The sequence below is a fragment of the Streptomyces sp. DF42 genome (assembly GCF_058267695.1).
This window is the reverse complement of the sequence record NZ_CM177859.1, coordinates 3,651,285-3,673,544: the sequence shown is the minus strand read 5'-3', so window position 1 is coordinate 3,673,544 and position 22,260 is coordinate 3,651,285. Positions and strand designations below refer to the sequence as shown.

Sequence of the window (22,260 nt, the reverse complement as noted above, 5' to 3'; positions counted from 1 at the left end):
TCCGCGTACTCGTCGGTGAACTCGTTGGTGTACTCAGCCACGGCCGTACGTCTCCTCAGCCTTCCAGAAGTAGATGAAGCCGCCGACGCCGGCGAGCAGCGCCCAGCCCACCGAGAGCACCCACACGTGGGGCGGCAGCTGGTGCGAGTGGAAGCTGTCGATCAGGGCGTAGCGCATCAGGTCGATGTAGACGGCGGCCGGATTGGCCTTGAGGGCCGGGGCCACCCAGTGCGGCAGCCCGCTGCCCTTGCCGGTCAGCTTGTCGATGTTCCACATGACGCCCGAGATGTACATCCAGGTGCGCAGCACGAAGGGCATCAGCTGCGCGATGTCCGGCGTCTTGGCACCCATCCGCGCCATGATCATCGCGACGCCCGCGTTGAAGGTGAACTGCAGCACGAGGGCCGGGATCGCCAGCACCCAGGAGAAGGCGACCGGCACGCCGAAGCAGAGCAGGATGACGACCAGGGCGGCCATCGAGAACAGCAGCTGCTGGAGCTGCTGCAGGCAGAAGGAGATCGGCAGCGCGGCCCGCGGGAAGTGCAGCGCCCGGACCAGGCCGAGGTTGCCGGAGATCGCGCGGGTGCCCGCCATGATCGAGCTCTGCGTGAACGTCCAGATGAACACGCCCGTGACCAGGAACGGGATGTAGTCAGGCACGCCCTTCTTGGTGTGCAGCAGGACGCCGAAGATGAAGTAGTACACCGCCGCGTTCAGCAGCGGGGTCATGACCTGCCAGACCTGGCCGAGCTTCGCCTGGCTGTATTGCGCCGTGAGCTTGGCCGTGGCGAACGCCGTGATGAAGTGGCGCCGGTCCCACAACTGCCGGACGTACGCGGGCAGGGAGGGACGGGCACCGCTGACCGACAGGCCGTGCCGTGCGGCGAGCGCCGCGAGGTCGTCGTCGGCCGGGGCCGGCGCCGGGGGCGGTGTGTGGATGACCTGGCTCACATCCGCTGCTTTCGCTCGGGGGGAGGGGATGCTGGCGTCCGGCCGGCCCGTTGCCCCACGTTTCCTTACGCTTCTCTTCATGTTCTCTTACGTCGGGACGGGACCGTATCGTCGCAACGGGAGCGTAGGCCGATTTGACGTCGGAACGCAACCGTTTCGTCGTAACGCCCTATGCTGGTCCGCATGACGACGAACGCCGACGAGCCCCAGACGCGTCCGCGCCGCCGTGCCCCCGCCGGGGCGGCCGTACTCCGCGAGGACGTGACGGAAGCCATCCGGGCGGCCGTCTTCGAGGAGCTCGCGGCAGTCGGCTATGCGCGGATGTCCATCGAGGGGATCGCGCGCCGCGCGGGCGTCGGCAAGACCGCGGTCTACCGCCGCTGGCGCTCCAAGCTGCACCTGGTGCTCGACGTCGTCTCGGCGATCGCGGTGATGGGCCTGCCGACGCCGGACACGGGCTCCCTGGAGGGCGACCTGCGCCTGCTGTACGAGGTCACCTCGCGCGCCCTGCGCCACCCGGTGGCCTCGCAGATCATCCCGGACCTGCAGGCCGAGGCCGCCCGCAACCCCGAGATCGCCGAGGCGATGCAGAAGACGCTGAGGGAGGGGCAGGAGGGCGTGGCCAGCAAGATCCTGGTGGCCGCCGAGCGGCGCGGCGAGATCCGCGACGGGTTCGACGACGAGCTGGCCCTCGACCTGATCTCGGGTCCCCTGTACTGGCGCTCGGTGGTGATCCGCAGCCCGAAGCTGCCGAAGGGGTATCTCGGGGCGCTCGCGCGGGCCACCGCGGAGGCGCTCAAGGCGCTGTGAGCGTCTCAGGCGCTGCGAGTACGCTGCGCTCCCCGGCCGCCGGTGGCCGTGGAGCGAGTCGCCGCGCCGCGGAGGTCGACGGCGGCGCCTCGGCAAGCCAGTGCCGCGTCAGCCAAGGTTTGCCCGTCAAGGAGCGGCGTCCGGTACCTGCTCTCGGCGTGCCGGCCGGAAGTCCTCGTACCGGACGTACTTGGGACCGCTTTCGGCCGGTGCGGCGAAGGCGGTCCCCCCGCCCGAGCCGGGCGGAGCCGGTTCGAGGGCGGGGGCGCGTGTGCCGGGCGTCGCGACGGGGTGCACCCTGGCTGACGCGGCACTAGTCCCGCGACGCCTCCGGATGGAGTCGCACCCAGCCCTCCCAGGCCGAGGTGATCATGTCCTGGATGTCGTGCTTGGCCTTCCAGGCCAGTTCGGTGGCGGCGCGGTCGGCGGAGGCGACGACTCGGGGTGGGTCGCCGGGGCGGCGCGGGGTGACGGTCGGGGAGCGGTCGTAGCCCGTGATCGCGTTGATGTGGTCGATCATTTCGCGGACGGAGACGCCCTCCCCGCGGCCGATGTTGAGGGTGAGGTCGCGGCCGGGGGACGACCGGAGCGCGCGGGCCGCCGCGACATGTGCCTCGGCCAGGTCCACCACGTGGATGTAGTCGCGTACACACGTCCCGTCGGGGGTCGCATAGTCGTCGCCGAAGATGCGCGGGGGTGCGTTCTCGGTGAGCTTCTCGAAGACCATCGGGATCAGGTTGAAGACTCCGGTGTCCGCGAGCCGGGGGGTCGCCGCGCCCGCCACGTTGAAGTAGCGCAGAGAGGCTGTGGACAGGCCGGTCGCCCGGCCCGTCGCGCGGACCAGCCACTCGCCGGCCAGCTTCGTCTCGCCGTACGGCGACATCGGCACGCAGGGCGTCTCCTCCGTCACCAGGTCCACGTCCGGCATGCCGTAGACGGCCGCGGACGACGAGAACACGAAGGACGGCACGTCGGCCGCCGTCACGGCCTCCAGGAGGACGCGCAGGCCCTCGACGTTCTCCCGGTAGTAGTGCAGGGGCAGGTCCACCGACTCGCCCACCTGCTTCTTCGCCGCCAGATGCACGACCCCGGTGACGTCGTGGTCCGCGAGCACCCGCCCGACCCGCTCGCCGTCCAGCGTCGAACCCACCACCAGCGGCACCCCGTCCGGCACGCGCTCGGCGATGCCCGTCGACAGGTCGTCGTACACCACGGCCCTCTCGCCCGCCTCGGACATCGCCCGGACGACGTGCGCCCCGATGTAGCCGGCACCGCCGGTGATCAGCCAGGTCATGTTCGGCCGTCCCCTCGTCAGTTGGCCTGAGGTGTGCGATGTGCGCTGAGGTCGGTATCAGTGAAGCAGGCCCGCGGAGTCATACGTGCACCACCGGTGCAACGCCCCGTGAATCGGGGGACATCTGTGGTGCCCGGTTCCGCTTCGTGGGCGGGGTGGCGGTGGAGCGCCACAGGCGGGTGAAGGACAGTACGGCGGCCACGGCGAGCAGCCCGTTGCGGGCGAGCATCAGGCCGCAGCCCGTCCACGTGCAGGCCCTGACCTGGGCGTACAGGGTCGGATAGGCGACGGCGCTGAGCGCGGTCGCCACCAGGATCAGGGCGGCTGCCGGGCGTTGCACGGTGTGCCGCGAGGTCAGGCACACGGCGGCCGTGCCCAGCAGCCAGATCATGTACTGCGGGCTGATCACCCGGCTGGTGACGGTGAACAGCAGCACCGCGCTCAGCGCCGCGTCGTACGGCGTCGCGGGCGTCCAGTGCCGGGCCCGCAGCCGCCACAGGAGCAGCAGCCCGAAGGCGACCGCCGTGAGCGCGAGGGACACGTGCGCGACGGTCCGCACATGCGGTCCCGTGAACTCCAGCGCGCCGTACTGGTAGCGGACTTTCCCCGGCCACCCGGCATGCGTGGCCAGGGCGAGCGCCGTGCCGCCGAGCGACTCGATCTGCACGCCCCGGCCGCCCTGTTGCCGCAGGAACGCCAGCGGGTTGGCGAACAGCGCCGACAGGAGCGCGAGCGACCCGGCCCCGGTGACGGCGGCCCAGACCCACGCGGAACGCGTCGTGCGCCCCCTCGGGGTACCCAGCAGCACCAGCGCCGGCCACACCTTCACCAGCGCGCCGAGCGCCGCCAGTGCCCCGTACGCGCGCGTGGAGCGCGACAACGTCAACAGGGAGAGGACGGCGAACGCCGTGACCTGCAAGTCGTAGCGGGCGAGCGGGACGTGCAGGAGGAGCGGGAGACCGGCCACCCACATCGCGGCCCCGAGGAGGGTGCGGCCGGTACGGGTGCCCGAGTGGGCCAGGGCCAGTGTGATCGCCGCGTCGGCGGCGAGGGTGAGAGCCACGAACGCCTGAAAGTAGGTCAGGCCCGGCAGCAGTACGGGCGACAGCAGTACCGCGCCGGCGCCCGGGGGGTACTGCCACAGCGGGTCGTGCGCGGGGAAGGCGCCGTGTGCGAGGACGCCGTACCAGTGGTGGTACAGGCGCCACACCTCCCGTGCTACCCCGCCCCGGCCGAGCAGTGGCGTCGCGTTGTGCGCGAGCAGCCACAGCATCAGGGCACGGGTGGCGAGCCAGGCGGTGCCGAGTGTGAGGAGACGGTGTGTGCGGACAAGGGTGATCGCTGCATTCATCACGGCGGATGGTAAGCCGGGCGAATGGTGTGTTAGAGCTAAAACACCGTCAATCCCCGTTAAGCGCTCGCCAACCACACAAAATCAGCCGTGTGGAGATCGAGGACGCGGGACGGGCGAACCGTCGGTGGGTGCGTGCGGAGATCGTGGCCGTGGCGGTGCCCGTCGCGGCCATACTCGCGATCGGGCTGTGGGGTCTCGACCGCGGTGGCATGTGGGGCGACGAGAGCGTCACCTTCCTGGTCGGGCGGCGGACGGTGCCGCAGATCTGGCAGCTGCTCCACGGGATGGACGCGGTGCACGGCCTGTACTACCTGTTCATGCACGTCGTGCTCGCCGTCCACCCCGGCGAGGTCGTCCTGCGCCTGCCGTCCGTGTGCGGGGCGGCCGCGACGGCCGGCCTGGTCGCTGCCCTGGGCGTCCGGCTGGCCCGGCCGAGAGTCGGGCTGTGGGCCGGGCTGCTCTACGCGGTCACACCTCTGACCGGCCACTACGCGCAGGAGGGACGGTCGTACGCGATCGTCGCGGCGGGTGTGGCCGGGGCGACGCTGCTGCTGGTGTCGGCCGTGGAGGGCCGGCCGCGGCGGGGGTGGTGGTGGCGGTACGGGGGTCTCCTCGCCGTGACCTGTCTGCTGCACGAGCTGGTGGTTCTGGCGCTGTGCGCGCATGCCGTGACCCTGCTGCTCGCGCGGGTGCCGAGGGGGGTGTGGCTCGACTGGGTGCGGGCGGCGGCGCTGGTGGGGGTCGTTGTGCTGCCCCTGGTGTGGGTGTCCCAGCGGCAGTCGGGGCAGGTGGCCTGGCTGGTCGCGCCCGGGTGGGACAACGCGGAGGCGCTGGTGGGAGACTTCGCCGCCGGTCCGACGGGGGCGGCGTTCTGGGTGTGCGTCCTGCTGATGGTGGTGGGGCTCGGGGCAGGGCGGCCGGCGGTGGTCGCGTTCCCGTTGCTCGTGCTGCCGCCGGCGATCCTGATGACCGTGTCGCAGTACCGGCCGCTGTATCACGAGCGGTATGTGCTGTACGCGCTGGCGGGGGCGCCGTTGCTGACAGCCGCGGGCCTCGACCGGGTGGCCGTGGCCCTGGGGCACCTGCGACCCCTCGGCAGCCGGCGGCGCTACGGCCGCTACGTCACCCTCACCGGTGTCCTGACCGTCGGCCTCGCCTTCGTCCAGTGCCTCCCCCTCTACCGGCAGGACCGCTCCCCGGCGCACCGCCCCGAGAACCTCGCCGCCGTCGCCGCCGTCGCCGCCCACGACATCCGCCCCGGCGATCCGGTGCTGTACCTGCCGTCGACCTGGCGGCTCGCGGCACTGACGTATCCGAAGGGGTTCAGCCAGGCCCGCGACGTCGCGCTCCGGGAGTCGGGGCCCCGGTCGGGCACCCTCAGCGGCCGCGAATCCGCCCCCGGCGACCTACGGCACAAGCTCCTCGGCGCGGCCCGCGTCTGGGTCGTCGCCGATTCGAGGCTGCTGCGCTCGCGGCTGCGTCCGGGCAACCGGGCCGACCGCATCAAACTCGCGCTCGTGGAGGAGCAGTTCACCGCCCGCGAGAAATACGTCAGCGGCCGCGTGACCCTGCGCCTCTACGTCCGCCGCCCGGCGCGGACGACGGCTTCTCCGCCCGCGGCGGCCCTGGGAGCGACCGCCCGGCCCACCAGCGGCTCACCCTGTCCGCCGCCAGGCTGCGAGAGGCTGCCGGGGTTGCCGTCCCGTCCGTAGTCCGGCGGGTCACGGCCTATGCCCGTTGTTCCGGACGCCCCGCCGACTCCGAGGGCACGGCCGCGTCCAGGGCGTGGGTCAGCTCGTCGAGGCGGGCGCGCAGGGTGCGGATCTCGTCGACGTCGAAGCCCGTCGCCGCGGCGATGCGGCGCGGTACCTGCACCGCGCGCTCGCGCAACGCCGTGCCCTGCTCGGTCAGCCGGACCTCGACCGAGCGCTCGTCGCGGGCGCTGCGCTCACGCCGTACCAGACCGGCCGCCTCCAGCCGCTTGAGCAGCGGGGACAGGGTGCCGGAGTCGAGCCGCAGGTGTTCGCCCAGCTTCTTGACCGGCAGATCGCCGTGCTCCCACAGCAGCAGCATCACCAGGTACTGGGGATAGGTGAGCCCGAGGTCCTTGAGGACCACGCGGTAGACGCCGCCGAAGGCGCGCGAGGCGGCGTGCAGGGAGAAGCAGATCTGCTGGTCGAGGCGGAGCCAGTCGGTCGCGGGGGTCTCGGGCTCGGTGGTCATGCCTCCAGGATAGCTCTTGCGAGCCATTCAGTTGTGCACAACTGAATTGTGTGCTCTACTTATGGCCGTGAGGCGGCCACGGAAGAGCCGCCGAACGTGAACTCGAGAGGGATGGTCATCCATGGACGCGCTCTACACCGCTGTCGCCACCGCCACCCACGGCCGTGACGGTCGCGCCGTTTCCAACGACGGCAAGATCGACCTCAAGCTGGCCCCCCCGGTGGAGCTGGGCGGCAACGGCGAGGGCACCAACCCGGAGCAGCTGTTCGCCGCCGGATACGCCGCCTGCTTCGGCAGCGCCCTCGGCCTCGTCGGCCGCCAGGCGAAGGTCGACGTCAGCGACGCCGCCGTGACCGCCGAGGTCGGCATAGGCAAGCAGGGCGAGGGCTTCGCCCTCAAGGTCACCCTCCGCATCGAGCTTCCGGACACCGTGGACGAGGCGACCCGCCGCAAGCTCGTCGAGACCGCCCACCAGGTGTGCCCCTACTCCAACGCCACCCGCGGCAACATCGAGGTCGACCTCGTCATCGAGTAGCCCCCACGGATCACCGGACCCGCCTCGGGCCCGGCCCGGGTCCCGCCGGGGAGAAGTGAGCGCGGACGTCGGCGACCCGGCGTCCGCGCTGTCGTTCGTCCCGGGCGGGCCGGGGGCGGACGAACGCCACCGCCCCCGGCACAGCACCCTCCTCGGCAGCCCCCAGGGCCGATGCGCCGCCACCGTAGGTCCCCCGAGGAGCGCCGGAACGGCGGACGTCAGCTCATCGAGTGGGCCCGTTCAGCGGCCGGGGCGGGCAGCGCGGGGGTTGCCGCCGGTTCCGGCATCTGCTCGCCGAGCAGCAGCGTCCGGACGACCCGCTCGGCGGCCCGCCCGTCGTCGAACTCGCAGAACCGCTCCCGGAAGCCGGCCCTGAGGCCCGCCGACTCCTCGTCCCGCCATGTCTCCGAGGCGAACAGCCACGCCAACTCCCGGTAGGAGCGCGACACATGGCCCGGCGCCTCGGCGGTGATGTCGAAGTAGGCACCCCGGCTCGCCGCGTACGCGCCCCAGTCGTCGGCGTGGATCACGATCGGCCGGTCCAGGTTGGCGTAGTCGAACATCAGGGCCGAGTAGTCGGTGACCAGTACGTCGGAGGCGAGCATCAGGTCCTCGACGTGCGGCTCGTCCGTGGCGTCGATCAGCACGCCGCGTGCGTGCAGATCGGCGAGTCCGAGCCCGCGCGTCGTGCCGGTGGCGAGACAGGGGTGCAGGCGTACGACGAGGGTGTGTCCGGCGCCGAGGTCCGCGGCGAACCGGGCCAGGTCGATCCGGTCGACGTGCCCGCCGCGCCGGTACTCGCGGCGGGTCGGGGCGTACAGCACGACCGTGTTCCCGGCGGGGACGCCGAGCCGCGCGCGGACGGCCGCGCCGTGATCCGCCGCCGGGTCGACCAGTACGTCGTTGCGCGGGCTGCCCGTCCGCAGCGAGGTGAAGTGACAGGGATACGCCCGGTCCCACACCAGCTCGGAGTGGCGGTTGGCGACCAGGCTCAGGTCCCAGCGGTCGGCGCGGTGCAGCATCTTCGGCACGCTGAACCCGTGCCGGGCGCCGGGCTTGGTCAGCAGGTCGGCGCCCATGTACTTGAGCGGGGTGCCCTGATGGGTGTGCAGGTGGATCTGGCCGGGGCGTTTGACCAGCGCGCCGGGCCAGTTGACGTTGTTCACCCAGTACGTGGCCCGCGCCATGACCGAGCGGTAGCGCCGCGAGCCCGGCGTCACATGGTCGATGCCGGGCGGCAGCGAGTCCACCGCGTCCTCCCGGACCACCCACACCCCGTGGATGTGCGGCGCCAGTTCGCGGGCCTTGGCGTGGATCGCGGCCGGGTCGCCGTGCACGCCCGCATGGTGGGTCGCCGAGTAGACGGCGAGGTGCGGATCGAGCGGCAGCTTCGACTGGGCCCGGTACGAGGCGTGCTGGGCCGCCGTCGACGCCCTGCCCAGCGTGCGCCTCCTGCCGGCCCCGGCGAGCCTGCGCAGGCCGCGCGACGCGCGCAGGGCCGCGTACGAGGCGTACGGCGCCGAGGCCAGCAGCCGCATCTCCGTGCCGCGGTCTCCGTCCGGCGGCACGAAGCCCTCGGGACAGTGCCGCTCGTGGAAGGCGCGGATCTCGCGGTAGAAGTTGCCGCGGTCCGCCAGGGTCACCCGGTCCTCGCGGGCGATCACGAACAGCATGTGGTCCAGGGCCCGTTCGAACAGCAGCGGGCGCGCCCAGGCGAGGTCGTCATGCTCCTCCAGGAACGCGAACAGGCCCTCGTACTGCGTGAAGATGTCGAAGTGCCGGCGCCCCGGGGTCTTGGTGATGGCGCCCTGCCGCCGCTGCCGGTACTCGACGCCGATCCGGTTCAGACAGGCGATGCGCTCGGCCAGCACCATCGACCGGTAGGTGACCGGCGCGTCCTCGTACAGGCCGGGCGCGTACTGCAGGCCGTGCTCCTGGAAGAAGTCGCGCCGGTACGCCTTGTTCCAGGCGACCAGGAACAGGTGGACGTACTGCGGGCTCTGACGGAGGTCGAAGACGTCCTGGCCCGCCGCGGCCAGCAGGGTGGAGGCGTCACTGGGGCCGCCCCGCCCCCACCAGTGGGTGCGTACGTGGTCGAAGACCAGGATGTCCGGGTCCTCGGCGCTCTTCAGCCGGTCGGCGACGGCGGCCAGCAGACCGGGCGTGTAGAAGTCGTCGCTGTCGAGGAAGAGGACGTAGTCGCCGCGCGCCTGCTCCAGGCCGGCGTTGCGGGCCCGGCCGAGGCCGACGTTCTCGGGCAGGTGCAGCACCCGCACCCGCTCGTCGCGCTCCGCGTACTCGTCGAGGATCGCGCCGCAGAAGTCGGGCGAGCGGTCGTCGACGGCGATCACCTCGAAGTCGGGGTACGACTGTCCGAGCACCGAGTCGATGCACTCGCGCAGGAAGCCCTGCACCTTGAAGACGGGGACGATGATGCTGAAGCGGGGCACGGGTTCAGTTCCTCACAAGGGCGGGGACCGGGGCCGGGGTGCGCTCGGCGAGCGGGATCACGGGCGGGATCGACTCGGGTGGCTCTCCCAGCAGCACCCGGCGTACGACGCGCTCGGCGGCGCGACCGTCGTCGAACTGGCAGAAACGCTCCCGGAAGGCGGCGCGCGCGGCCGTGGACTCGGGCGACGCCCAGGAGCCGTCGCGAAAGACGCGGGCGAGTTCGCCGGGTGTCCGTGCCACCGGGCCCGGCGGGGCCTCCATCAGGTCGAAGTAGACGCCCCGGGTCTCCCGGTAGACGTCCCAGTCGTCCGCGTACACGACGACGGGCCGGTCCAGGTTGGCGTAGTCGAACATGATCGACGAGTAGTCGGTGATCAGGGCGTCGGCGGCCAGGCACACGTCCTCGGAGGAGCGGTGCGCGGTGACGTCGATGATCCGGCCGGTGTTCCGTGCCGTGCCCTGGTCGTAGAAGTAGTGGGCCCGCAGGAGGACGACGATGTCCTCGCCGGCCTCCTCGCAGAAGGCCTCCAGGTCCAGGCCGGTGTCGAAGCCGGTGTGGTAGTCGCGGTGGGTCGGCGCGTAGAGGACGGCCGTCTTGCCCTCCGGGATCCCCAGCTCCGCCCGGATCCGGGCGACGTCCGCCGCCGTCGCCGTGTAGTAGACGTCGTTGCGCGGATAGCCGTACTCGAGCGTTTCGTGCGCGGCCGGGAAGGCCCGCTCCCACATCTGCGTGGAGTGACGGTTGGAGGTGAGGTTGTAGTCCCAGCGGTCGATGCGGGCCAGCAGCTTGGTGAAGCTGCCGGTCGCGGCCGCCACCACGGGATACGTCGCCTGGTCCACGCCCATCTTCTTCAGCGGGGTGCCGTGCTGGGTCGACAGGTGCACGCTGCCGGGGCGCTTGACGACCGCGTCCGCGAAGTTGGCGTTGTTGACCAGGTACGTGGCGCGGGCCAGCACGTCCCAGTACTTCGCGCTGCCGATCACCGCATGCTCGATGTCCTGCGGCACGGTGTGCGCCTGGTCCGGCTCGACCAGGAACACCGAGCGCAGATGCGGGGCGAGTTCGCGGGCCTTGGCGTGGATCGCGGCCGGGTTGCAGGCGTAGCCGCGGCCCCAATAGGCGCAGTACACCGCCAGGTTCGGATCCAGCGGGCGGCGCAGATTGGCCGCGTACCGCAGACGCGTGCGCACCATGCGGGGGCGCGGGAGGTGCTCGGCGGCCTTCGACGCCGACTGGTTGACGCCCCGCAGGGCTCGGAAGGCCGTGTACGCCCCGGTCGCCAGCAGCCGGTGCTGGACGCCGAGACTGCCGCCCGGCATGCGGTGGCCGGCCGGGCGGTGACGGCGGTACAGCCTGCTCGCCAGCCGGAAGAAGATGCGGCGCTTGGCGGGCAGCCGCTTCGGATGGACGGCGGTCTTCAGCACGGCCGCGAAGAGCTGCTCGAACAGCGGGACCAACCGGTCGGCGGGCAGGCCCTGTTCGGCGGCGCGGGTGAGGACCAGGTCGGTCTGGGCGAGGAGTTCGAGATGGTGCTCGCCGGGCAGCGCGAGCCGGCTGCCTTGCCTGCGCACCAGATGCCGTACGACGGCCTGGCGCAGTACCGCGACCCTCTCGGCCTTCAGCGTGACCGATCCTCCGAAGCCGATATCGGTGAAGTGGCCCTCGGGAAAGGTGAGTTGCTGCTCGATGAGGAAGGCCCTGCGGTAGGCCGCACTCCACGCGGGCAACTGCACGCCCGTAAGCGCGGGCACCTGGTCGGGGGAGAAGGCGCCCGCCGGTGTCCTGGGCAGGAGCAGTGCGGCCGGGTTGCTCGGCTCGCCCTCCCACCAGGGGACGCGCTCGTGCTCGACGTACAGGACGTCGACGTCACCGGTCTCGGTCAGGCGTGCGTCCAGTGCGGCCAGGGCGCCGGGGACGAGGAGGTCGTCGCAGTCGAGGAACACCAGATACGCGCCGGTCGCCGCCCGCATCCCGCAGTTGCGGGCCCCGGCCAGCCCGCCCGACGGGGGTGAGTGCACCGGGGCCACCCGGGAGTCGCGCTCGGCGAACCCGGCGACGACGTCCGCCGCGGGCGCCTCGGGGGCGTCGCAGACCGGAATCAGCTCGAAGTCGCCGAAGGACTGGGCGAGCACGGAGTCCAGTGCCTGGGACAGCCGGCCTGTCACCCCATGGGACGGGACGATGATGCTGAAGCGGGGCATTCTGCTCTTTCTGTCGATGTTCCTGCGGGCCCGGGGTGCGTCTCAGCCCGCGCGGCGCCGGCCCGGCCGCCCGGTGGGACGCCAGGTGGACGGCCGGCTCGGTGTGGGCCGCGACGGGCTGGAGGGCATGCGAACTCCCCGGAGTGAGAACGGCGTTCAGAGGCTGTCGGTGACGGTCAGGGGCCCGGTGGGTTGCGGCACGGTGGCTTGCGGGGAGCGCGCGAGGGTCGCGGCCACCGACGGGACGGGGTGGCGCTCCTCGAGCGGGACGAACGCCGGGACATCCTTTCCGCCCAGGACGACATGGCGTACGACCCGCTCGCTGGCGCGTCCGTCGTCGTACGGGCAGAAGCGCTCGCGGAAGGCGGTGCGCAGCTGGCTGGAGCGGGAGCCGCGCCAGTGGCCGGTGGCGAAGATGTCGATCAGCTCGTCCTCATTGCGCCCGACCGCGCCGGGCGCGAAGGACCGCACGTCGAAGTAGGTGCCGCGGGCCGCCTCGTAGGCCGCCCAGTCGTCGTCGGCGGCGTGGACCACGATCGGGCGGTCCAGGTTGGCGTAGTCGAACATGATCGACGAGTAGTCGGTGAGCAGCACGTCCGAGGCGAGACAGAGGTCCTCCACGCTCGGACGGCCGGTGACGTCGATGATCCGCGCACCCTGCTGGACGGGCCCGTGGGTGCGGGCGAGGACGACGAAGCGGGGGCCGAGGCGGCGCAGCAGGCGTTCCAGGTCGAGGTCGGAGCGCTGGGTGCGGCGGTGGTCGCGGTGGGCGGGTGCGTAGAGGATCGCGACGCTGTCGTCGGGGATCCCCAGGGACGCGCGCAACCGGGCCACGTCCGTCGAAGCCGCCTTCTGGAACACGTCGTTGCGGGGGTGGCCGTATTCGAGCGTGGTGTAGCCGCCCGGGAAGACGCGCTCCCAGACGAGGGTGGAGTGGCGGTTGGCCGACAGGACGTAGTCCCATGTGTCGACGCCGTCGAGGAGCCTTTCGAAGTCCACGTCACGTGCCGCGGCCGGGCGCTCCTGGAGGTCGAGGCCCGTATGTCCCAGCGGAGTGCCGCGCTGGGTCTGGATCAGGATCTGGCCGCGTCGCTTGACCGTCCCGGGCTCGAAGTCGGTGTCGCTCACGAGGTACTTGGAGCGGGCCAGGGCCGTCCAGTGGGCGGCCGTGTCGGGGCGGGCGAGCCACGCCGTGCGGATGTGCGGCGCGAGCGCGCGGAAGGCATCCTCCAGCGCGGCCGGGTTGCCGCCGTGCCCACGGCCGTCGTGCCCGGCGAAGACGGCGCGGTCGGCACGCAGCGGGAGCCGGAGCTGGATGCGGTAGTGCAGACGCAGGGCCGTCGCCCTGGCCGTGCGCAGGAGTTTGACGGCGAGCTTGCCCGCCTGGCGGCGCAGGGCTGCCGCGCCCTGCAGTGCCCGGTACGTGCGGTGCAGGCCCCAGCGGATCAGGGTGTACCGCAGGCGTGAGTGCGGCGGGACCGGGGCGCCGGGAACGCGGTAACGGCGGTAGTGAGCACGGGCCTTGCGCAGGAACTCGGCGCGGCAGCCGCGGGGCAGACGGTCGCGGCGGGCGAAGACCTTCGTCAGATGGTCGACCATGCGGCGGAACAACACCGGCCGCCAGCAGGCGAGTTCGGGGCGCTCGTCGAGGAACGCGAAGACACGGTCGTACTGCTCGAAGAGGTCGAAGTGCTTGACGCTGGTGGTGCCGAGGATGTTGCCCTGGCGGCGCTGGCGGTAGTGGACGCACACCCGGTCCAGGGTCGTGATCGACTCGGCGGACATCAGGACCGGGAAGGTCCACGGGGTGTCCTCGTAGTAGCCGGGAGGGAAGGTGAAGCCCTCGCGCTCGACGAACTCCCGCCGGTACGCCTTGTTCCAGGCCACCATCAGCAGGGCCAGCAGGCCGGGGCGGTCCTTCAGCCGGAAGGGGGCCGGGCCCTCTTCGGTGAGCTGGGCGGAGACCACGTTGCGGACGGACTCGCCCGACCAGTAGGTGCGCGCGTAGTCGTAGACGATGACGTCCGGTTCGCCCGTCTCCTTCAGCCGGTCCGCGATCGAGCGCAGGGCGTTCGGAGTGAGGGTGTCGTCGCTGTCCAGGAAGACCAGGTAGTCGCCGCTCGCCTGCTCGATGCCGGCGTTGCGGGCGCGGCCCAGGCCCTGGTTCTCGGCCAGATGCACGGGGCGTACGCGTGGGTCGCGGGCGGCGAACTCGTCGATGATCGCGCCGCATCCGTCCGGCGAGCAGTCGTCGACCGCGATCAGTTCGAGATCGGGATACGACTGCGAGAGCACCGATTCCAGGCACTCGTGCAGATACGCCTGAACCTTGTACGCGGGGACGATGACACTGAACCTGGGCAAGGCACATCCATGGGGTCGGCGCGGACGACTGGGCCTTGCCCGGGAACGGCCGATGGAGTGACTTGGTTACGGTTTCGTACGGCATAAGGGGGACACCGGGTGAACGGCGCCCCCCTTTTCCCTTGCCGTGGGGTTACTTGACCGCGCCCGCCATCACCCCGGACACGAACTGCCGCTGGAACGCGAAGAACACGACCAGCGGGATCACCATCGATATGAACGCGCCGGGCGCGAGCACGTCGATGTTGTTGCCGAACTGCCGTACCTGCTGCTGCAGTGCGACCGTCAGCGGCTGCGACTCGGCGTTCGAGAACACCAGCGCCACGAGCATGTCGTTCCACACCCACAGGAACTGGAAGATGCCGAGGGACGCGATCGCCGGTGCGCCGAGAGGCAGCACCACGGTGAGGAACAGGCGTGTCTCGCCGGCGCCGTCCAGCCGTGCCGCCTCCAGGAGTTCGCGCGGGATCTCGGCGAAGAAGTTCCGCAACAGGAAGATGGCGAACGGCAGTCCGAAGCCGACGTGGAAGAGGACCACGCCGATGATGTCGCCGAAGATCCCGATCTTGCCGAAGAGATCGGCCAGCGGGATCAGCGCCACCTGGACCGGTACGACGAGCAGCGCGACCACGGCCAGGAACCACCAGTCGCGGCCCTTGAAGTCCATCCACGCGAAGGCGTATCCGGCCATCGCGCCCAGCAGCACCACGAGCAGGGTGGCCGGGACCGTGATCCAGACCGTGTTGAACAGCGCGTGGGTGATCGCGTCCTGTTCCAGGAGCGACTTGTAGCTCCTGGCGGTCAGCTGGCTCGGCGCGGTGAACACCTTCCACCAGCCGGAGGTGGCGATGTCGGTCGGGTCGCGGAACGACGAGACCAGCAGCCCGAAGGTGGGCACCAGCCAGAAGACGGCGACCAGGATCAGGAAGACCCGCATCACCCCGCCCCCCGCGCCGCTCGCCACCCGGGCGGCGAAGGAGCGTTTGGCGCGCACGGTCGAGTCGAGGGTGGTCACCGACGCTCCTTCCTCAGCCGGCGGATGTTCACGAACATCACCGGCAGTACGAGCAGCAGCAGGATGACGCCGATCGCGCTGCCCACGCCCTCGTTGCCACCGCCGCCGAAGGACGACAGGAACAGCTGCAGGGCAAGGACGTTGGCGTCGTCCTGACTTGGTTGCGGGGCGATGATGTAGACCAGGTCGAAGACCTTCATCACGTTGATCATCAGCGTGATGAGGACGACGATCAGGACGGGCGCGAGAAGGGGCACGGTGACCCTTCTGAACACCTGCCACTCGTTGGCGCCGTCCACGCGGGCCGCCTCCAGGAGGTTGCGGTCCACGCCCGCCAGGCCCGCCGCGATCAGCACCATCGCGAAGCCCGCCCACATCCACACGTACGCGCCGATGATGGCCGGGGTGACGAGCGTCGGGCCGAGCCAGTCGATGCCGTTGTAGGGAGCGGAGAAGTTCGAGGCGGGGAGCCGCAGTTGGGCCCCGTCGGCCTGTGCCGGGAGGCTGAAGGTGCCGTCCGCGCCGCTCTTGGCGGAGGCGACCACCCTGCCGTCCTTCACGGCCTCCACCTTCACGCCCTTCAGCGCCTTCTCACCCGGGTCGACCTTGCCCTTCGTGCCGCCGCCGCCCAGCTTGAAGTCCAGCCAGACGGTGCCGGTGACGCCGGAACCGCTCGCCGCCTTCGCGTTCTCGGGGGTGCCCGGGAGCTTGTTGGGCGCGATGCCGACCAGCGGGAGCAGGGCCGGGGTGCCGGCGTGCACGGTGCCGGTCGTGGTGAACGAGCCGCCGCCGGACGGCTTGAGGCCGCTCGCCGTCCCGCCGGGCCGGGCGCCCGGATACACCGACGACGACACGAACGTGTCATGGACCGACTTGGCGACCGCGTTGGCGGCGCCCAGCGCCGGATCCTGCTCGTACACCAGGCGGAAGATGATGCCCGCGGCGAGCATCGAGATCGCCATCGGCATGAAGACGAGCAGCTTGAACGCCGTTCCCCAGCGCACCCGTTCGGTCAGCACCGCGAAGATCAGACCGAGCGCGGTGACCACCGCGGGCGCCACCGCCACCCAGATCGCGGTGTTGCGTACGGCGGTCAGGGTGGCGTCGTTGCTGAAGATGTCGCCGTAGTTCTTCAGACCCACGAAACCGGAGCCGTCGGCGTCGTAGAGACTGCGCCAGACCGAGTACCCGATCGGGTAGACCACGAGCGCCCCGAGAAGCACGAACGCGGGCAGCAGGAAGAGCACCGCCACCCACAGCCGAGTCCCCGTGACGCTCTTGCGCGGCGAGGCGGAGGGCGTCGGCAGTGCGCCGGCGCCCCCCGTCGAGTTCGCTACGGACGTCATGGCCCCGCCGTCAGCCGGCCGCGTAGGCCTTGGCCGCGTCGGCCTCCAGCTTCTGCTGGGCGCCGGCCACGTCCTTCGGGTTGCGCAGGAAGTCCTGCAGGTCCTTCCACTCGCCGACGCCCGCCGTGCCGCCGAAGGCGGCCGGTGCCTGGTCGGACATGTCGAACCGGAAGTTGTCACCGGCCGCGATCAGCGCCTTGGCGATCTGGCGCGTGATGGCGTCCTTGTACGTGGACTGGTCCATCTCCTTGTTGGGGGAGAGGATGCCGCCCTGTGCCGCCCAGATCTCGGCGGCGTCCGTCGAGGCCAGGAAGGTCAGCAGAGCCTGAGCGCCCTTGCCGTCCTTCAGCGCCACGGCCACGTCACCGCCGCTGACCACGGGGGACTGGCTGCCGACCGCCGGGAACGGGAAGACCTTCGCGTCCGTGCCCAGCTTCGCCTTGGTGTCGGCGTTGATGTTCGCGGCCACGAAGTCGCCCTCGAAGACCATCGCGGCCGGGGTGGAGCCGGAGAAGGTCTGGGTGACCGACTTCGGGAACTCCGTGTTCAGCGCGCCCTTGGTGCCGCCCGCGATCAGGTCGTTCTTGCCCCACAACTGCGCGAGCGTGGTGAGGGCCTCCTTGACGGAGGGGTCCGTCCACTTGATCTTGTGCGCGGCCAGCTGGTCGTACTTCTCGGGCCCGGCCTGGGACAGGTAGACGTTCTCGAACCAGTCGGTGAGCGTCCAGCCGTCCGCGCCGCCGATCGAGACGGCCGGCGAGCCGGCGTCCGACAGTGTCTGCGCGGTGGTGAGGAAGTCCTTCCACGTCTTGGGCGTCTGGGAGATGCCCGCCGCGTCGAAGGCCTTGGTGTTGTACCAGACCAGGGACTTGTTGGCGGCCTTGGCGTAGATGCCGTACTGCTTGCCCTTCCAGGCGCCGAGGTCGACCCAGCCCTTGCCGAAGTTCTTCTCCAACTGGGCCTGGGCGTCCGCGCCGAGGGGCTTGAGCCAGCCCTTGTCCGCGAACTGGTGCAACACACCGACCTGGGGCAGGAACGCGACGTCCGGCGGCTTGCCGCCCTGGATCTTGGTACCGAGGAACGTGGAGGTGTTGTTGCCCGTCGGCACGAAGTTGACCTTCGCGCCGGTGCGCTTCTTGAACTCGTCCAGGACCTTCAGGAAGTTCTCCTGTTCGGGTCCGGTCCAGACGGCGGCGACCTCGAGAGTCTGGCCGTTGAGCTTGGGGAGCGTGACGGTGCTGCCGCTCGCGCTCGAGCCCCCTCCGCCGTTGTCGCTCTTCTTGTCGCCGCCGCCGCATCCCGTGAGTGCCAGCGCGAGCGCTGCCGCGAGGAGGGCGGCTGCGGGTTTGGCGGCCCTGTGTGTCCGGTTCGTGCTGCTCGTGCTGCGCATTACTGCCCCGTTCTTCGATCTTCGTCGAACGTCGAGCGCTGTCCCGTGCGATCTGGTCTACGCCCGTCCGAATGGGTCGGCAAGTACGCGTCCTGTGTCAACCGGGGGATCGTGACCGCCTCGTGACCAGGTGCGCTGCGTTGGTGCGATCGACCGACCCTGGGGGCTGCGCCCCCAGACCCCCCTTCGGCCTGGACGGCCTCGTCCTCAACCGCCGGACGGGCTGAAATTGCCTGGACCGGTCTGCCAAGTGCCGAGGGATCGGGACCTGCGAAGTGCCGAAGGAACAGGACCTGCGGATGCCGAAGGAACAGGATTTGCGGATGCTGAGCCAGCAGGACCTACAGGACCTACAGGAGCGACGGGACCTCTGTCGCCGAGACCTCTCGTGCCGCTCTCTCCAGAGCGCTGGCCAGCAACGCCAAGTCCGTCGGGCCGTTGCCCAGTTCGCGTACGGGTCTGCGCGTCGGGGGGTCGCCCATGCGCCGCCAGTCCAGGGGGACGACCGTCGGGCGCAGGGTCGCCGTGCGCGGGATGCGGCCCGTGACGCGGCCGCCCTGGAAGGCGGTCGAGCGGCCGTGGGACCAGGTCAGGTGGCCGCGGCCCGGTGCCGGTTCGTCAGGGCCGGTGGCGGGGGCGTCCAGGGCCACCCGGAGGGTGGCCCTCCGCGCGGGTTCGGTGTCCGCGGTACGGCCGCCCGGGGCGGTCGCGGCCACCAGGTGGACGCCGAGTCGCCCGCCCTCGCGGGCCACCGCCTCCAGCGCCCGCATGACGGAACCCGCGGCCGGGCGGCCCGGTGAGCCGAGCGCGGGGGAGACCAGCGCGTCCAGGTCGTCCACGACCACGACCAGCCGGGGCAGCGGCGGCGCCGCCTCCGTCCGCCGGCGTGCCGCCCCCGGGCGCAGCCGCATCGTCGAACTGGACGCGGTGTCCAGGTCGCCGGTCGCACTCGCTCCGGTCGCCCGCTGGGACACGATGCGGCCCGACAGCTCCCGGCCGGTGTGCCACTCGGTGAACTCACCGCGGCCGAGCAACTCGGCCCGCCGCTTCAGCTCCGCGCTGAGGGACTGGGCGAACTCCCGCATGCGGACGGGGTCGTTGGCGGTGAGGTGGGTCGTCACGTGCGGGACGTCCGTACACACGCGCAGGCCGTCGCCGTGGCCGCCTCCCCCGGCGGGGGCACCCCCGGCGCTCACGCTGTCCCGGCCGTCCATCAGGACGATGCCCAGCCGGTCGGGGCGCTCGGCCGCGGCCAGCGAGGCGACCACGGCCCGCAGCAGCTCCGTACGTCCGCTGCCCGCCGGACCCTCGACCAGCAGATGCGGGCCGTCGGCCGCGAGATCGGCGCAGACCGGGCCGCGCGGACCGGCACCGAGCACGGCCCAGGCGCGGCCGCCGCGCACCTGGGTGTCGTCCGCCGCGTCCGCCCAACGTGTCATCAGCGACGCCGGGGTGGCCCTCGCCAGCCCCAACTCGTCCAGCAGCCGCGCCGCTTGGGGCAACGGCACCGAGACGCGCGCCTGCCGCTCGGTCCCGGAACCGTCGGTCCGCAGCGGGGCCAGCGCCCGCGCGAACCGCTCGGCCCAGGGGAGGGAGACGGCGTCCACGGCGGCCACGGTGCCGGGACCTATGGGGCCGGCGAGCGGGGACGGCGCGGGACGGTCCGCGGGTGTGGGCGGTGCGGGAGCGGTGGCCGCCCGGGCTGACGGGGTGGGCCTGGGCATCGTGTGGGTCTCGGTCGGTGCGGGTGGGTCCGCGGGGCCGCCGCGCTCCTCCGCTCCCGGCGCCCGCCCCGCGGGCCCGCTCCCGGGGGCGACGGGCGTCCCGGAGCCGGTCCGCGCCACCCGCATCAGCCGCAGCGCCGTCGCCACGTCCCCGCTCAGCAGCGCGACCGCGCCGCACTCGCGGAAGGCCGGCGCCACCGCGCAGGCCGCCTCGTAGGTCTCCGTCACCGGCGACGCGGGCGAGGCGGAGGCCGTCTCGGCGAGGCAGACGACGTGTATGCCGGCCCGTGGCCCCTCCAGCGCGAGCCGCGCCACCGCCTCGCGCACATCGGCGCCGCCGGGGTCACCGTCCACGACGACCACGGTGTACGGGCCTGCGAAGCCGTCCGCCTCCTCCGCGCCCTCGTCCGCACGGGCCCAGGAGGGCCTGCGGACGGCACCGCGGGGTGCGGGCCGCGCACCGGACGGGGCCGCCGGCGGCCGTGATCCGTTCCGTGTCTCCGCCTGCTGGTCCTCCAGGCGTCTGAGCAGCTCGTCCGTGCGGGCCGTGGCCTGTTCGCGGTCGTAGGCGAGCAGCAGGCGGCAGTCCTGGCCGTGGCCCGGGCGGAGATGGGGGAGCCAGCCGAGCCAGGACCATTCGGCGGTGCGCTCCTCAAGCGGGCGGGAGCGGTCCGCGGTGATCAGGACGATCTCCAGGGACTCGGGGGAGTGCAGCGCGGCGAGCTGGGCCACCACCGCGCGGGCCAGCCCGGACAGCCGGGTGCGGGGACCGGCCAGGCCCAACGCCCCGGCCTCCCGCAGATCCGCCGTCACCGGCACCGCGGGCAGCAGCCCCGAGCCGTCGGGCGCCGCCCGGTCCGCCGTGCCGAGCCGCACCGTGAGCGCCTCCGGGTGTCCCGGACCGCGCTCCCACAACCGTGGGCCCGGGCCGAGCGCCGTCAGCAGCAGCGACGCCGGGTCGGGCCAGGCCTCCGGGAGCTGGGGGCCGGCGAGCGGCGCGGGCCCCGCCGTCGTATCGGCACGGTCTTCCTCGTCGTACGCCTCGTCCTCGGGCGGCAGCTGATCGCCGCGTCCGCCGGCCAGGCGTCGCGCCCACGCCGTGAGCCCGCCGCGCCTGCGCAGGCCCGGCGGTATGTCCGTGCCGCGCAGCGGTGTTCCTTTGCGCCGGCCCGCTCCGGGGGCCTCCGTGCCGTCGTCGCCCCGCGTGCGTGCGCCGGAGGGTTCGCCGCCGCTCGCCGTGTCAGGGGCGGACGGCCCCGCGGCAGCAGAGGTGTCCCACACGACCGCGCCGAAGTGTCCGGCATGGGTGTCCCCCCGCTCGGGCGAGGGCGAGAGCGGGGGAGTGTCTTCGCTCCCTGTGAACCGGTCCGCCTGCCTGTTCTCGATCCGCGGCGCCCTGCCCTGGACCGGCACCACGGCCGGTTCTGCGGATCCGTGGCCCTGGAGGGCGGCGCCGCGCGAGGGTGCGTCCGGGCCGCCGTCGGCCACGCGTGCGTGCGGCGCCGCCGCTGTGTCACCACCGGTGGAGGCCGCCGGGACCGCGCCCCGTGGGCCACCGGCGCCCTCGGCCGCCTGCTCGCCCCCGGACGGCACCCGCACATGCCCTTCCCCGTCCGGAGCCGTCGGCACCCGCGCCCCCGGCCCCCCGGCCGGAGCGACCCGCAGCGCCGACTCACCGATGCGCAGCAGCGCACCCGGAGCGAAGCGCACCGGGCGGGTGCCGACGCGGGTGCCGTCCAGCGTCGTGCCGTTCGTCGAGGCGAGGTCGGTGACCGCGACCTGGCCGTCGGCGGCGACCGTGACCGCGCAGTGCAGCCGGGAGACGTCCGGGTCGTCGAGCGGGACGTCGGCGTCGGCGGAGCGGCCGATGCGGATCTCGCCGCCGTGCAGCAGGTGGACGCCGCCCGCGTCGGGGCCCGCGACCACGTGCAGCTGGGTCGGGGCGTCGTCCAGCTCCGGGTGGGGCTCGGGCTCGGCCGGGGCGCCCAGGGAGAGCACGGCGCCGTCGGTCAGCGGGGGCTCGCCGAGGGTGCAGCGGCGGTCGTCCAGGCGCTCCGCGCCCGCGTACAGCACCACCGGGCCGCCGGACTCGCGGCCGCGCTCGGTCTGAGCGGCGCCCCCGTCACCCGCGACCGCCGAGGCCAGAGCCGACGCCACCGCGGCCAGGGCCGTGCCGGCCGGCGCCGTGACCAGCACGTCGCAGCTCGCGGTGCGGCCCCGCGCCCGGTCGGGCGGGCCCAGCGGGTCTACGACGGTCAGCCGGATCTGCATCGGCGTCAGCGGTCCCTTCTGCGCGGACGCGGACAACCCCCACCCCCACGCGAGCACATCGGCCAGTACTGCAGGCATCCTCGCATCTGCCACTGACAACGCGCCCGCCGCTCCGGAACAAGTGATCTTGATTGGTCGGCTCTGCCCGCAAAAGTGCCTGACAGATGACGTACCCGCGTCCGCTTGAGATCGGTCACGTCCGCTTTCGGGCAACCGGGGAACCGAGTCGAGCGTCTTTCCTTCGAACATGTCCCGGGACGTGTACGTAAGACGCTGGGACGGAGACAGGTGGGTGCCGCGCGCCGCGGCACTACAGTGGGTCGGAACGGT

Annotated in this window: 14 protein-coding genes; 3 read left to right on the top strand and 11 right to left on the bottom strand. The window is 72.1% G+C overall.

The features are described 5' to 3' along the window. Positions 1–33: 33 nt before the first annotated feature. A complete protein-coding gene (locus ACYUED_RS16695) occupies positions 34–951 on the bottom strand; it encodes an ABC transporter permease (protein ID WP_491293070.1) in 918 nt (305 codons plus the stop codon). Positions 952–1,122: 171 nt separating this feature from the next. On the opposite strand from ACYUED_RS16695, the gene ACYUED_RS16690 reads away from it, so the two are divergent. Beyond that, positions 1,123–1,761 (top strand): TetR/AcrR family transcriptional regulator, encoded by a 639-nt coding sequence (locus ACYUED_RS16690; protein WP_491293069.1) that lies wholly within the window; start codon positions 1,123–1,125, stop codon positions 1,759–1,761. A 313-nt stretch (positions 1,762–2,074) separates the two neighbouring features. Here the strand turns inward: ACYUED_RS16690 and galE are convergent, their stop codons facing one another. Both galE and ACYUED_RS16680 read right to left on the bottom strand, forming a co-directional pair. Next, the gene (gene galE, locus ACYUED_RS16685; protein WP_491293068.1) at positions 2,075–3,055 is read right to left on the bottom strand and encodes a UDP-glucose 4-epimerase GalE; all 981 of its coding nucleotides are present in this window, start codon (positions 3,053–3,055) and stop codon (positions 2,075–2,077) included. A gap of 79 nt (positions 3,056–3,134) precedes the next feature. Beyond that, positions 3,135–4,406: a glycosyltransferase 87 family protein gene (locus tag ACYUED_RS16680; protein ID WP_491293067.1), complete on the bottom strand. Its 1,272-nt coding sequence runs from the start codon at positions 4,404–4,406 to the stop codon at positions 3,135–3,137. A 92-nt stretch (positions 4,407–4,498) separates the two neighbouring features. Here ACYUED_RS16680 and ACYUED_RS16675 point away from each other — a divergent pair, with 92 nt between their 5' ends. Next, positions 4,499–6,121 (top strand): glycosyltransferase family 39 protein, encoded by a 1,623-nt coding sequence (locus tag ACYUED_RS16675; protein ID WP_491293066.1) that lies wholly within the window; start codon positions 4,499–4,501, stop codon positions 6,119–6,121. Positions 6,122–6,137: 16 nt separating this feature from the next. Here the strand turns inward: ACYUED_RS16675 and ACYUED_RS16670 are convergent, their stop codons facing one another. Next, entirely contained in the window at positions 6,138–6,632 is a 495-nt protein-coding gene (locus tag ACYUED_RS16670; protein ID WP_491293065.1) for a MarR family winged helix-turn-helix transcriptional regulator, read from the bottom strand. 121 nt (positions 6,633–6,753) lie between these two features. On the opposite strand from ACYUED_RS16670, the gene ACYUED_RS16665 reads away from it, so the two are divergent. Continuing rightward, entirely contained in the window at positions 6,754–7,167 is a 414-nt protein-coding gene (locus tag ACYUED_RS16665; protein ID WP_491293064.1) for an organic hydroperoxide resistance protein, read from the top strand. Between the two features lie 218 nt (positions 7,168–7,385). Here the strand turns inward: ACYUED_RS16665 and ACYUED_RS16660 are convergent, their stop codons facing one another. The 7 genes from ACYUED_RS16660 to ACYUED_RS16630 all read right to left on the bottom strand — a co-directional run bounded on the left by ACYUED_RS16660 (position 7,386) and on the right by ACYUED_RS16630 (position 21,930). After that, complete coding sequence (locus ACYUED_RS16660; protein WP_491293063.1) at positions 7,386–9,617, bottom strand: bifunctional glycosyltransferase/CDP-glycerol:glycerophosphate glycerophosphotransferase; 2,232 nt, start codon at positions 9,615–9,617, stop codon at positions 7,386–7,388. Positions 9,618–9,621: 4 nt separating this feature from the next. Continuing rightward, positions 9,622–11,820 carry a bifunctional glycosyltransferase/CDP-glycerol:glycerophosphate glycerophosphotransferase gene (locus ACYUED_RS16655; RefSeq protein WP_491293062.1) on the bottom strand — a complete coding sequence of 733 codons (2,199 nt, stop codon included), beginning with the start codon at positions 11,818–11,820 and terminating at the stop codon, positions 9,622–9,624. Positions 11,821–11,976: 156 nt separating this feature from the next. Then, positions 11,977–14,184: a bifunctional glycosyltransferase/CDP-glycerol:glycerophosphate glycerophosphotransferase gene (locus ACYUED_RS16650; protein ID WP_491293061.1), complete on the bottom strand. Its 2,208-nt coding sequence runs from the start codon at positions 14,182–14,184 to the stop codon at positions 11,977–11,979. Positions 14,185–14,317: 133 nt separating this feature from the next. Next, complete coding sequence (locus ACYUED_RS16645; RefSeq protein WP_491294287.1) at positions 14,318–15,121, bottom strand: carbohydrate ABC transporter permease; 804 nt, start codon at positions 15,119–15,121, stop codon at positions 14,318–14,320. 74 nt (positions 15,122–15,195) lie between these two features. Then, positions 15,196–16,545 carry a carbohydrate ABC transporter permease gene (locus ACYUED_RS16640; RefSeq protein ID WP_491293060.1) on the bottom strand — a complete coding sequence of 450 codons (1,350 nt, stop codon included), beginning with the start codon at positions 16,543–16,545 and terminating at the stop codon, positions 15,196–15,198. Positions 16,546–16,555: 10 nt separating this feature from the next. Beyond that, positions 16,556–17,935, bottom strand: coding sequence for an ABC transporter substrate-binding protein (locus ACYUED_RS16635; RefSeq protein WP_491293059.1), 1,380 nt, complete (start codon positions 17,933–17,935; stop codon positions 16,556–16,558). 350 nt (positions 17,936–18,285) lie between these two features. Next, positions 18,286–21,930 carry an FHA domain-containing protein gene (locus ACYUED_RS16630; protein ID WP_491294286.1) on the bottom strand — a complete coding sequence of 1,215 codons (3,645 nt, stop codon included), beginning with the start codon at positions 21,928–21,930 and terminating at the stop codon, positions 18,286–18,288. Between the last annotated feature and the right edge of the window lie 330 nt (positions 21,931–22,260).